9 protein-coding genes are annotated in these 11,974 nt (G+C 64.8%); 5 read left to right on the top strand and 4 right to left on the bottom strand.

The window, feature by feature from the left end; all coding sequences use genetic code 11:
* Positions 1 to 118: 118 nt before the first annotated feature.
* Together M4J40_RS14090 and M4J40_RS14085 are read right to left on the bottom strand one after the other, a co-directional pair.
* A complete protein-coding gene (locus M4J40_RS14090; protein ID WP_251754771.1) occupies positions 119 to 1,417 on the bottom strand; it encodes an ABC transporter substrate-binding protein in 1,299 nt (432 codons plus the stop codon).
* 66 nt (positions 1,418 to 1,483) lie between these two features.
* The gene (locus M4J40_RS14085; RefSeq protein WP_251755606.1) at positions 1,484 to 3,832 is read right to left on the bottom strand and encodes an alpha-L-rhamnosidase; all 2,349 of its coding nucleotides are present in this window, start codon (positions 3,830 to 3,832) and stop codon (positions 1,484 to 1,486) included.
* A 329-nt stretch (positions 3,833 to 4,161) separates the two neighbouring features.
* Between M4J40_RS14085 and M4J40_RS14080 the strand changes: the two genes are divergently transcribed.
* Positions 4,162 to 5,241 (top strand): ABC transporter ATP-binding protein, encoded by a 1,080-nt coding sequence (locus M4J40_RS14080; RefSeq protein WP_251754769.1) that lies wholly within the window; start codon positions 4,162 to 4,164, stop codon positions 5,239 to 5,241.
* A 4-nt stretch (positions 5,242 to 5,245) separates the two neighbouring features.
* On the opposite strand, the gene M4J40_RS14075 is transcribed toward M4J40_RS14080, so the two are convergent.
* The gene (locus tag M4J40_RS14075) at positions 5,246 to 5,887 is read right to left on the bottom strand and encodes a TetR/AcrR family transcriptional regulator (RefSeq protein WP_251754767.1); all 642 of its coding nucleotides are present in this window, start codon (positions 5,885 to 5,887) and stop codon (positions 5,246 to 5,248) included.
* A 119-nt stretch (positions 5,888 to 6,006) separates the two neighbouring features.
* Between M4J40_RS14075 and M4J40_RS14070 the strand changes: the two genes are divergently transcribed.
* The 4 genes from M4J40_RS14070 (at position 6,007) to M4J40_RS14055 (ending at position 11,159) form a co-directional block, all read left to right on the top strand.
* Positions 6,007 to 6,999, top strand: a complete 993-nt coding sequence (locus M4J40_RS14070) for an HlyD family secretion protein (RefSeq protein WP_251754765.1) — start codon at positions 6,007 to 6,009, stop codon at positions 6,997 to 6,999.
* 3 nt (positions 7,000 to 7,002) lie between these two features.
* A complete protein-coding gene (locus M4J40_RS14065; RefSeq protein ID WP_251754764.1) occupies positions 7,003 to 8,202 on the top strand; it encodes an ABC transporter permease in 1,200 nt (399 codons plus the stop codon).
* A complete protein-coding gene (locus tag M4J40_RS14060) occupies positions 8,199 to 9,317 on the top strand; it encodes an ABC transporter permease (RefSeq protein ID WP_251754763.1) in 1,119 nt (372 codons plus the stop codon). The genes M4J40_RS14065 and M4J40_RS14060 overlap by 4 nt, the downstream gene beginning before the upstream one ends.
* 63 nt (positions 9,318 to 9,380) lie before the next feature.
* Positions 9,381 to 11,159: a cation:proton antiporter gene (locus M4J40_RS14055; protein ID WP_251754761.1), complete on the top strand. Its 1,779-nt coding sequence runs from the start codon at positions 9,381 to 9,383 to the stop codon at positions 11,157 to 11,159.
* 2 nt (positions 11,160 to 11,161) lie between these two features.
* On the opposite strand, the gene thiM is transcribed toward M4J40_RS14055, so the two are convergent.
* The gene (gene thiM / locus M4J40_RS14050) at positions 11,162 to 11,968 is read right to left on the bottom strand and encodes a hydroxyethylthiazole kinase (protein WP_251754760.1); all 807 of its coding nucleotides are present in this window, start codon (positions 11,966 to 11,968) and stop codon (positions 11,162 to 11,164) included.
* Between the last annotated feature and the right edge of the window lie 6 nt (positions 11,969 to 11,974).

Raw genomic sequence — 11,974 nt, 5'->3', positions numbered from 1 at the left:
ATCCGTCCGAAAAGTCGCAGGACCTTTCGGGGCTTTCGCGAGGTCAAGTCTAGAGCACCCGCCGATCAGGTTGAGTCACCTGATCGAAAAGCGGCTGCTCCAGCAAATGAATCTGGCATCATTCCCAGCCGGGCAGGTCGAGCTGAAGCGCCTGCTTGCGCACGTCCTCGTCGTAGAGCTTGGCGCCATCGATCGGAGACCGAATGCCGGAGCCGATCTCGACAGTGATCTGTTCAAGCGCCGGCCCCTTGACCGGGGACAGGAACTCAAGCGCCGGCGCGTTCTTGCCGCCCTCGGCAAAGTAGGAGACGAGATCCTTGGTGGGCGAAGGTACATCCTCCGGCAGCGTGCAAGACTTGGTCATGTAGGGACCGAGAGCGCCGATCGCTTCGGTCTGAACGTCGCAGCCATCCTTGCTGGCGACGAAGGCCATGAACTTCTTGGCCTCGTCAGGGTGCTCGGTCTGGGCGTAGCCGTAGACGCCTTCGCCGACCCAAACGGTCAGCCCGTTGTTGGCGGCATCGTCACCGGGCAAGGCGAAGAAGCCGACGTCGTCGAGATTGTCCTTGTAGTTCTCGAACAGGTTACCGATGGCGAAGGTCAGCATCGGATAGTGGGCGCCTTCGCCCGTCGAAACCATGCGCAGGCCGTCGTCGTAGCTCGCCGACCCGAAGTCCTCGTTGAGGAAGCCGGCTTTGAACACTTCCGCCTGATGCTCGAAGCCCTTCATGGCTGCCGGCGTCGTGGCGAACTTCGCCTTGTTGGCCGTAAAGTCGTCCGGGAAGGTCGGTGCCGCCTGCAGCACGTTGTAGAAATCGCCCAGGAAGAAAAGTTGCGAGGTCCAGGTATCCTTGAACGTCTGGATCACCGGCGCCGCCTTGGTCTTCTCCTTGATGACAGCGTTGTTCTGCATGAACTCGGCCCATGTCTTGGGCACTTTGAGGCCAAGCTCGGCGTAGATTTTCTTGTTGTAGAGTACGCCACCGCCCATGGTGGTCCGGAAGGGCGCGCCGTAGATCTTGCCGTTTTCGCTGACCACCGACTTGAAGGTGTCCATGATGTCCGACTGGTAGGACTCATCGGTGAGGTCGAGCATGTTCTGCTGCGGGTTGAGCGCGTGGAACAGCGAGCCGGTGTTGTACATGAAGACGTCGGTCATCTCGCCGGTGGCAAGGCGCGTCTTGACGATGTTGTCGCCCTCGCCGCCGCCGGGGCGCGACTCGACCTCGACGGTGATGTCGGGGTTCTTGGCATGGAAGGCGGCGGCCAGCGCTTCCGACGCCTTGACGGTCGCCGGTGCGTTGTCGACCAGGAATGTCAGTTTCACCTCGGCGAAGGCCGAGGAGGCGAAGGACAGCGCAAGGGCGCTGCCGGCCGCGGCTGCCACCAGAAGGCGGCGGGAAATCGCGTGGGTCATTTTATCCTCCCTTGGTCATCCGCCCGGCCGTCCTCTCGGCCTAGGCGGTGATTAGTTAGTCCGCCCTCAGGGGGCGACGACAAATGTGACGACGTGGCGCCCGCTTCCCACCGCCAGGCGCTGCTTGCCCTCTTCTGGGCCCGAACTGATGGGGGCTCCATCAAGAATGACGTTCCGGGCGCCGGCCGGCACGATCAGCGTGCCGCGCGCTCCTTCGGGAACCGTGGTCTCCCAGGTGATGGTGTTGTCGTCGATGCGCCAGCCCGCTTCGACGCGGCCAGCTGTCGAGTCATGGGCGACGGCGACGGGCGATAGCGCCGGAATGATGGTCGGTTCGAACAGAATATGCCGGAAACCGGGATCGTTCTCGTCGGGTCGGAGCCCCGCCACGTCCTCGAACAGCCACTGACAGACCGCGCCGTATGCATAGTGGTTGTAGGAGTTCATCGATGGGTCGAACACCGATCCATCGGCTTGGATGGCGTCCCAGCGCTCCCAGATGGTCGTGGCGCCGTTCTTCACCTGATAGAGCCAGCCCGGCACCTCCTCCTGGAGAAACACCGCCGCAGCAAGCTCCGGCTCGCCGATCTTGATGAGAGCCGGCAGAAGCGCCGGGGTGCCGATGAAGCCGGTGCCGATACGGCCATCCGCGCGGTCAATGGTCGCCTTGAAGTACTCCTTGGCGGCGGCACGCTTGTCCTCGGGGATGAGGTCGTGCAGGAAGGCGAGGGCATATGAGGTCTGGTCGTCGTAGGCGAGGCGACCGGACGGCGTGACGAACTCGTGCGCGAAGGCGGCCTTCACCGTCTCGGCCCGCTCGGACAGGCGTTTTTCGGTGGCCTTGTCGCCAACGAGGCCGGCGATCTTCGCGGTCAGCTTCGCGGCAATATGGAGATAGATGGTCGCGGCTGCGTCGTCGCCGATGGTCGGCAGCGGTTTTTCGCTCGGGCCCTTCGGTTGCAGCCAGTCTCCGAACGTGAACCCGCGCCCCACCCAGGGACGTGGCGGCCGAACGATCGGGCCGTTGCTGATCGACCAGACGAAGTCGTTCCAGCGGATCATGGCCGGCAAGGTCTCGCGAAGAATGTCGAGGTCGCCGTAATGGCGGTAGAGCGCGTGCGGCACGATCGAGATGGCGTCGCCCCAACCGGTCGAGCCGTAGAAGCCAGGATAGAGATCCTCGTGCTCGCGCGTCGGGTCGGGCACCACATGCGCGATCGCACCGTCCTCCCTCTGGTCGGCCATGACATCGCGCAGCCACTTGACGAAGAAGTCGTGGCTGTCGTGAAGGTAGCAGGCGGTTGCCGCGAAGACCTGAGCATCGCCGGTCCAGCCGAGGCGTTCGTCACGCTGCGGGCAATCGGTCGGCACGTCAACGAAGTTGGAGCGCTGCGACCAGACGGAATTCTCGACGAGACGGTTGACCAGCGGATGCCCGGTGGTCAACCAGCCGGTGCGCGTCACGGCCGAAGAAATCGGCACGGAGGCGATGTCGACGATCTCGGCCTTGCCGGTCACGGTGACGCGGGCGAAGCGAAACCCCTGGAACGTGAAGATCGGTCGATAGTCCTCCTGGCCTTCGCCCTTCAGGGTGTAGGTGACGAGGCACGGAGCCGAGCGCAGATTGGTGTTGCAGAACTCGCCCTTGTCGAGGATTTCCGAATGCTCGACGAGGATGGTTGCCCCAGCCTCGCCCTTCACCGTGAGGGAGATGTAGGCAGCAGCGTTCTGTCCGAAATCGTAGATCGTGCGTCCTTCGGCGTCCCGAGAGGAGGAGATGGGCTTCAGCGCGCCGAGTTCCTTCACCCCGTTGACCTCATGGGCCACCAGCACCCGAGGGTCGAAATCCTCGTGAGGCACAACTCCCCGATCGGCGGGAGCGTCCTCCAGTCGCGCGTCGTAGGTCTCCCCGAAATAGATGCCGGACTTCATCACCGGGCTGAGGCCGCTTGACCACGTCGCATCGGATGCCAGGATCGTTTGCCCACCCGCCTCGATCTCGGCGATGGCGGCGATGCGGTCGCCCCAGGTGTTGAGGAGCGCGTGCTCGTGCGCCCACATCATTTGCGAGCGGTACCAGCCGTCGCCAAGCCAGATGTCGATGACGTTCTGGCCCTCGACGAGTAGCGGGCCGACATCATAGGTCTGATAGCTCAAGCGGTCGTTGTAGGCGGTCCAGCCAGGGGTGAGTTGGTCGTCACCGACCCGCCTTCCATTGATAAAGGCACGATAGAGCCCGAGAGCGCTGATCCTGAGAACCGCGTGGCCGCCGCCCTTTGCCTCGAACGTCTTGCGCAGGAACGGCTGCCGGGTGCCGACGCCGGCATCGGAAAGCGGGCGGATCATTCGGGCCGTCCATGCATGCCGCACCGCGGCTCGCGATGCGCCGGCAGTGGCGCGGTCGCCCGATCCCATCACGTTCATCTGTCCTGTCCTCCCGGAACCGACCGCCAGCCGTCGGCAAGGTCGTTCTTGTTCTTCTGGTCCCAGTCGCCAACGGCCTTTGGCTCGGGCTATTTGGAGACCGGTTTACGCCGAGGGCAAAGGCCTCCGCCCACCTGCCTCGACTTCACTTGCAAAAAAGTGTAGACCAGTTTACAAAATTGTAAAGAGGGCTGATTGCGAAAAGCGTTGGCACCAAAGTCGAGGGAGGCGGAGTGGGAGCCGTCTCGCCAAAACCCTCAAAAAGAGGGATTCCGGTCGCGTTGGGCGGCCGGTGCTACAAAAGCTGACGGGAGGAAAACGTGGCGGGACTGAAACTCGAAAGCGTGGGCAAAACCTTTGGCGAGCTCGCGGTGATTCACTCGGTCGATCTTGAGATCGACAGCGGCGAGTTCGTCGTCTTCGTCGGTCCCTCCGGTTGCGGCAAGTCGACGCTGTTGCGCCTTATCGCCGGCTTGGAGGACACCACCTCCGGCCGCATCGAGATCGACGGTCAGAACGTGACCGAGACGCCTCCCTCGCAGCGCGGCGTCGCCATGGTGTTCCAGTCATACGCGCTCTATCCGCACATGACGGTGGCCGAGAACATGGGCTTCGGCCTGAAGATCAACCGCGCGTCCAAGGCCGAGATCGCCCGCAAGGTGGGGGAGGCGGCGCGTGTCCTTCATCTTGAGGAGTTGCTCGATCGCAAGCCCAAGCAGTTGTCGGGCGGCCAGCGCCAGCGCGTCGCCATCGGCCGGGCAATCGTCCGCAACCCCAAGGTCTTCCTGTTCGACGAACCGCTTTCCAACCTGGATGCCGAGCTGCGGGTTCAGATGCGTCTTGAAATCGCCCGCCTGCACCGCGAGTTGAAGACAACGATGATCTACGTGACCCACGACCAGGTGGAAGCGATGACGCTGGCCGACAAGATCGTCGTGTTGAGGTCAGGTCGCGTCGAACAGGTTGGGCGCCCCATCGATCTCTACGCCGACCCTGACAACCTGTTCGTCGCCGGCTTCATCGGATCGCCCAAGATGAACTTCCTGAAGGCCGTCGTTGGTGGGCGCACCGAAACCGGTATCGAAGTCCGCATTCCGGCTTTCGATCTCACCATGACGCTGCCGATCGAAGCGAGCCTTGCACCCGGCGCGGCGGTACTGGCCGGCGTGCGCCCCGAGCATTTTCACCAGGCGGCAGCCAACATGCTGTCCCTGCCCATCGACGTGCTGGAGAACCTCGGCGGGCAAACATATGCCTATGGCAGGGCGCCTGACGGAGATCAGGTGATCGCGGAGGCGCGCTTCCTGCCGCCGGGCTGGCGGGGGGCGACGCTCGACATCGGCTTCGACCCCGCGAGCGTTCTGCTGTTCGATCCGGACACAGGCCTGCGCATTCGCTGAGCGGTCAGGCGGCAAATCCGTCGAGAAACAGGTCGATCGACGCTCTCACCCAGTTCTGCCGCTCGGTACCGGTGAACGGGCCTCTTAGGCCCAGCAGGATCTGACGCTGTGCCTCATTGATGGTGCCGCGCAACAGGTGCGCTATCGTCTCGACATCGCCGGTGCGCAGGAAGCCGCTCTCTTGATGGTCGCGGACCCAGGCCTCGAACGCGCCGGTGATCCGGGCTGTGGCCTGACGGTAACTCTCGGCAAGTGCCGGCACTTCCTGGCGCTCGCCGGCGATGAGGCGCGTAAGGCGCACCGCCTCGTCCGACAAGGCGAGGTCGGCATAGCTGGATAGCAGGGCTTCAAGGCTGGCGCGCGGCTCGAGCCGGGCCAGGCGCGCCGCATCCAGGCCGTCGGTGGCGGCGTCGATCCGGGCGTCCATTGCTTCCTTCAGCAAATCCTCCTTGGCGGTGAAAAGTCGGTAGAGCGTTCGCGTGGATACGCCGGCGTCTCGTGCGATGGTGTCGATCCCCGTACGAACGTAACCCGTTTCCAAAAAGGCTTTCGCCGCCGCCGCGATGATCAGGGCGCGTGTCTCGTCTTCGCTTCTGAGAGGCGGCCGGCCGGGACCGCGCGCCGGGGCCTGAGTGCTATCGACCATGATGGTTTCCTCTTGCTTGACATAGGGTGGCGTCGGGAAATAAAGAAAACAATGATTTTCCATATTATCGCAAGCCGAATCCGACTGATCGCGGCTGTGGAACGCAAGGATGAGATCCGTTGTCCGCTTGGCGCCCCCTTGTTATCGCCGGCTTGGCCGCTGCCGGCCTCGGTCTTTCCGTCATTTGGGCGGTCACTCATCCCGAACCGCTGATGCTGCAAGGCGAGGTGGAGGCGACACGGGTTGACCTTGCCGCCCGCGTTGCCGGGCGGGTCGTCAGGACACCGGTCGACATTGGAAGTCGGGTCGCTGCGGGCGATCTGGTCATCGAGTTGGACAGCCCGGCGCTCCGAGCCGGGCTCGATACCTCGAAGGCAGCGCTGGCGGTTGCCAACTCCAACCGCAATCTCGTTTTCTCGACACGGCAGGAAATGATCGACGCTCGCCGTGCCGAGAGGGAGAAAGCTGAAGCCGACGTTCTCCTGGCGAAGAAGACCTACGACCGCGTCAGTCAGTTGCAGGAGCGGTCGTTTGCCTCCGAACAGGTGCTCGACGAAGCCTCGAACAAGCTCAATGCTGCGCTGAAGGCCCGCGCCGCGACCGAGGCCAACCTTCAACTCGCCATCAAGGGCAACAGTCCCGAGCAGAAGGCGGTGGCGGTGGCGCAGGTCGAGCAGGCAGCCGCCGCCGTCGCCCAGATCGAGACGGACATCGCCGAACTCACGGTGACAGCGCCGATCGCGGGCGAGGTGACGGCGCGCACCGCCGAGATCGGCGAGCTCTTCGGCGCCGGTACCCCGCTTCTGTCCATTGTCGACATCGACAACGCCTGGTTCACCTTCAACGTGCGGGAAGACTTGCTGAACGGCCTTGCCGTTGGCGACATGCTGAAGGTGCGTGTGCCGGCTTTGGGCGGACGCGAGATCGAAACCCGCGTCACCGTCATCAACGCCCAGGGGTCCTATGCCAACTGGCGCGCCACCAAGGCGACCGGCGACTTCGACCTGCGCACCTTCGAAGTGCGGGCAAGGCCGGAGGGAACCGTCGAAGGGCTGCGCCCTGGCATGAGCGGGCTGATCGACTGGTCCGGTCCCCGGCTCATGGATCGCTGAACCATGGAGCGAAGGGCCCACCTCGCGGCCGGCTTCAGGCGGGTTCTCCTCGCCGAGATGCGACAGATCGGCGCCCGACCGGGGCTGATGTTCATGCTCGCGCCTTTCCCTCTGTTGCTGTTCGTGCTGCTCGCTGTGGTGTTCCAGCTCGGTTTGCCGCGCGACTTGCCGATCACGGTGGTCGATCAGGATCGCTCGTCGCTGTCACGGCAGATGGTGCGCATCATCGATGCGACACCCGAGGTGGCGGTCACCCAGGAGGAGGGCACGCTCAGCGAGGGGCGCCAAAGGCTGCTGTCAGGGCAAGCCTATGGTGTGGTGTTGATCCCGCCCCGCACAGAGCGCGACGTGTTGGCGGGGCGCCGGCCGGAAGTGGTGCTGTTCTATAACAACCAGTACATGACACCGGGAAGCTTAGTTGCCCGCTCGGTTGGTGGCGCGCTCGGCACGGTAGCGGCTGGCATATCCATCGAGGCGCGTGTCGCGCGTGGCGCCGACGTTGAAAGCGCAACTCAGGCGGTGGTGCCCGTGCCGATCCGGCAAAGCGCACTGTTCAATCCGAGCCTTGAGTACGTCCAGTTCCTGCTGGCGGCGGTAATGCCGACGGTGTTGCAGATCTTCATCGGCGCCAGCGCCGCCTTGTCCTTCTCCCGGGATCGACAGGGGGTGGCCGGGCTCGGGAAATCGCTCCGACTCGGCGGCACTCTCACGAGGACAGCCGCCGGCAAGCTGGCGCCCTACACGCTTGCCTATCTCCTGGTGCTCTGGGGAGCCGACGCGCTGCTGTTCGGGCCGATGGGGGCGCGCTTCGGAGGCAGCCTCACGTTTCATGTCGCCTACGGTGTCGTCTTCGTGCTGGCCTCCCAGATGCTTGGCGCGGCGGCGGCGCTCGTCGCCCGCGACACGGTATCGGCGCTTGCCGCCGTCGGCGTCATCACAGGCCCGGCCTTCGGCTTCACCGGCATAACCTTCCCGCGCCTGTCCATGAATGGCTTCTCGGACATCTGGGCCGATCTGCTGCCGGTGACGCACTATCTCGAGCTGCGCACCGACAACATCCTGCGTGGTGCGCCGCTTGATATTTCCATGCCGGCCTTCGTCTGGCTGGCCTCGCTGGCCCTGGTTTACGGCGGCGTTACCCTGCTTCTGCTTTGGCGCCATGGTCGTCCCCGGCCGACGCAAGCCGGGGAGGGGGCTCGATGATCGCCGCCTTCTTCCGCGAGATCGCCGTGGCGATCCTGGCAATCTGGAACGATAAGGGCGCCCGCTCGACCATGTTGGGCGCCACGCTGTTCTTCTCGGTCTTCTTTCCGCAGCCCTACCTGTCCGAGGTGGTGCGGGACATGCCGGTCGCAGTCATCGACCAGGATGGCTCGACGTTGAGTCGCGAGCTGATCCGGCGCATCGATGCCGCCGATGCCGTGGCGGTCGCTCGTTATACGGCCGACATGCCCTCGGCTCGCGCGCTCTTCCTGAAGCGCCAGGTTCATGGCATCGTCGTCGTGCCGCCGGAGTTCGAACGCGACCTTCTCGCCGGCCGCGCCGCGCCCATCGCCGTTTTCTCCGACGGGGGCTACTTCCTGCTGAACTCGGTGATGTCATCGGCGCTATCCAACGCGGCACGCAGCCTCGGTGCCGAAGTGCAGGTCGGGCGGCTCACCGCGTCTGGTGTCGACACGACCCAGGCCATGGCCATCGTCGAGCCCTTGCGGGTCACGACCGTACCCCTGTTCAATCCAACCGGCGGCTATGCGAGCTTCGTGCTGCCAGCCGTCTTCGTGCTGATCCTGCAACAGACGCTTCTGATGGGGATCGGCAATCTCAAGGCGGGGCGCCGTTCGGCAGGTGGGCTATCGACCTTTGCCGACGCGATCGTCTACGTCGCCCTCTACAGTCTTTGGGCCGGCGTGGTGCTTGTCCTTCTGCCTTGGGTCTACCGGTTGCCCCGCATCGGCGACATTGCCGTCATGTACGCGGTCGCGGTACCTTTTCTGGCTGCCGTCACCGCTATGGGGTTCGCCGTCGCAAGACTGATTCCCAGCAAGGAAGGCGTCATCTTCTTCCTTGTCGTGCTCGGCATGCCATTGTTTTTCCTGTCCGGCGTTTCCTGGCCGGCCGAGGCTATGCCGGGGCTTCTGCGTGCGGTTGCTTTCGTCATTCCCTCGACGACGGCCGTGCCTGCGCTGGTTCGAGTCAACCAGATGGGCGCCGACCTTCGATCGGTCGAAACGACGGTTTTTGTCCAGCTCGCTCTTTGCCTTGCCTATTCGGTGCTGGCCGTCGCGGTCGAACGGTGGAAGAAGAGCCGCTCCGCCTGAGCCGGCTTGCGCGCCGCGACGGTTTCTGACCACACTCGGGAAAACACTGACGCGAGGTGCGGTATGGCGGCGGCGGGTCTCGGGTCGACGATCGGTCCGGTAGTGGTCCTTCTTTCGGCCGGCGTTCTGGCGGTGCCGCTGTTCCGCCGGCTCGGTCTCGGCTCGGTGCTGGGGTACTTCGCCGCCGGCGCACTGGTCGGTCCCTCGGCCTTTGGCCTGTTCTCCGATCCGGCCGCCATGTTGCACGTGTCGGAACTCGGCGTGGTCATGTTCCTGTTCCTGATCGGCCTGGAACTGAGGCCACAGAAGCTCTGGGCCATGCGCGGACAGATCTTCGGTCTTGGGCTTGCCCAGGTCGTTGCCTGTACCGGTCTGCTGACACTCGTCGCCATCTTCCCGTTTGGTCTCTCGCCGATCCCCGCCTTCATCGCCGGAGCCGGGTTTGTTCTGTCGTCGACCGCCGTCATCATGTCGATGCTGCAAGAGCGGGGCGAACTGGCCGGCGGGGACGGTCAACGGGCCGTGTCGATCCTGTTGTTCGAGGATCTGTCCATCGTGCCGCTCCTGGCTCTCGTGGCTTGGCTCTCGCCGGGCGACCACGGTGGCGCCGGCTGGACCGGAGTCGGCCTGGGCCTTGCGGCCGTGGCGGCGCTGTTGCTGGCCGGACGTTTCCTCATCGATCCCTTCTTCGGCCTTCTCGCGCGCGCCCGGGCACGCGAGGTGCTGACGGCTGGCGCTTTGCTGGTTGTCCTTGGCGCCGCCTTGCTGATGGAAGCGGCCGGGCTGTCGATGGCCATGGGAACCTTCCTGGCCGGCGTCATGCTGTCGGGGTCGAGCTACCGGCATCAGGTCGAAGCCGACGTTGAGCCGTTCAAGGGCCTCTTGATGGGGCTGTTCTTCCTGGCCGTCGGCATGTCGCTCGACGTTGGCGTCGTGGCAGAGCGTTGGCCGCTGCTGATCGGCCTGCTCCTGGCCTTCGCCGTCGTCAAGGCGATCGGCATCTACGCCGTGGCGCGTCTCTTCGGCTCCAGACACCGGTCGGCGTTTCGCCGCGCGCTGATGTTCGCCCAGGGCGGCGAGTTCGCCTTCGTGCTCTTCACGGCGGCGGCAAGCGGCGGTGTCATTCCGTCGGGCGATGCCGCTCTTTTCTCGACGGTCATCATCCTGTCCATGGCCCTGACGCCATTGGTGCTCGTCATTGCCGGCCACTTCCGGCGCGAGGAGGAAAAGTCGCTGGACGGTGTCGAGGAGGCGCGCGATCTTCGGGGCAGAGTTCTGCTGATCGGTTTTGGCCGCTTCGGCCAAATCGCCGCGCAATTGCTGTTGTCGCGTGGCGTTGACGTCTCGATGATCGAGAACGATCCCGACCGCATCCGCGAAGCGGGACGGTTCGGCTTCCGCATCTTCTACGGCGACGGCACGCGGCTGGACACGCTCCAGCATTCCGGCGCCGCCGAGGCGGAGGTGATCATGGTCTGCGTCGACGATCGCAAGGCGGCCAACCGCATCGTCGAGCTCGTCAAGGCTCACTTCCCGCTGGCGCGCCTGCTCGCCCGATCCTACGACCGGGTCCATTCGATCGAGCTCATCCGCGCCGGCGTCGATATCGAGGTGCGCGAGACTTTCGACGCCGCCTTGCATATGGGCGCCGAAGGGTTGCGGGCGCTTGGCTGTGCCGAGGAGCGGACGGCCGAGGCGCTCGCCACCATCCGCCGCCTCGATGCCGAACGGTTGCTGGCGCAGGTGCAAGGCGGCGTCATGGCCGGCCGCGAGAACCTGACGACGCGCCCCGTGCCGGAACCCCTTACACCACCCAAGCGACTGGTGCCCGAAGAGGGGTGACGTCAGACCTCCCGGATGGCCGCGTTGGCTTCAAGCCCTGCGAGGTCGAGTGCGTAAAGTGAGTCGCACAGTTCCTGCGGCAGGAAACCCGGCCCCTTGACGCGCTTGCCGGCGATGGCGCCAGCCGCCGCATAGACGGAAAGCGCAGCCACCGTTCCCTCGAACGCGGGAGCGACGGCAACGAAGGCGCCGACGAGGCCGGTCAACGAACAGCCGAGGGCCGTCGAGAGCGGCATCAATTCATGGCCGCCTTCGATGGCGACGGTACGGGTGCCATCCGTGACGTAGTCGATCTCGCCGGTGACCGCGACGACCGCGCCGCTGGATTGGGCAAGCGCGACGGCGCTGTCGAGGGCGGCATTGGAACTGGCCGAGCTGTCGACTCCTTTCGAAGCGAGACCCGCGACGCCCGAAAGCGCCATGATTTCCGATGCGTTGCCCCGGATAACCGTCGGGCCCATGGCGACGAGGTCGGCGGCGGCGGTGTTGCGCAGCCGCGTTGCGCCCACGGCGACGGGATCGAATACGACGGGCTTGCCCGCGGCTTTGTAGACGCTGGCCGCGAGCTTCATGCCCGCGATCCAGTCGGACGACAGCGTGCCGATGTTCAGCGTCAGGGCCCGGGCGATGCGCCCGAAGTCCTCCACCTCGTCCATGGAATGGACCATGGCGGGCGAGGCGCCGGCGGCGAGCAGTACATTGGCAGCGATGTTCATCGCCACGAAGTTGGTGATGTTGTGCACGAGCGGCCGTTCGGCGCGCACCTTCTCATGAAGGGCGTGAACGTCGGCAAGCGTCAGGGTGGTCATCGCGAG

This window comes from Pleomorphomonas sp. JP5, from assembly GCF_023721815.1.
Lineage (GTDB): Bacteria > Pseudomonadota > Alphaproteobacteria > Rhizobiales > Pleomorphomonadaceae > Pleomorphomonas.
Note: the sequence above shows the minus strand (reverse complement) of the source record. Positions and strands in the feature narration are given on the sequence as shown.

What these genes read in the sequence shown, in the direction of transcription:
- M4J40_RS14090 (WP_251754771.1), bottom strand. Translation starts at nt 1,417, where the DNA reads ATGACCCACGCGATTTCCCGCCGCCTTCTGGTGGCAGCCGCGGCCGGC.
- M4J40_RS14085 (WP_251755606.1), bottom strand. Translation starts at nt 3,832, where the DNA reads ATGGGATCGGGCGACCGCGCCACTGCCGGCGCATCGCGAGCCGCGGTG.
- M4J40_RS14075 (WP_251754767.1), bottom strand. Translation starts at nt 5,887, where the DNA reads ATGGTCGATAGCACTCAGGCCCCGGCGCGCGGTCCCGGCCGGCCGCCT.
- M4J40_RS14065 (WP_251754764.1), top strand. Translation starts at nt 7,003, where the DNA reads ATGGAGCGAAGGGCCCACCTCGCGGCCGGCTTCAGGCGGGTTCTCCTC.
- M4J40_RS14060 (WP_251754763.1), top strand. Translation starts at nt 8,199, where the DNA reads ATGATCGCCGCCTTCTTCCGCGAGATCGCCGTGGCGATCCTGGCAATC.
- M4J40_RS14055 (WP_251754761.1), top strand. Translation starts at nt 9,381, where the DNA reads ATGGCGGCGGCGGGTCTCGGGTCGACGATCGGTCCGGTAGTGGTCCTT.
- thiM (WP_251754760.1), bottom strand. Translation starts at nt 11,968, where the DNA reads ATGACCACCCTGACGCTTGCCGACGTTCACGCCCTTCATGAGAAGGTG.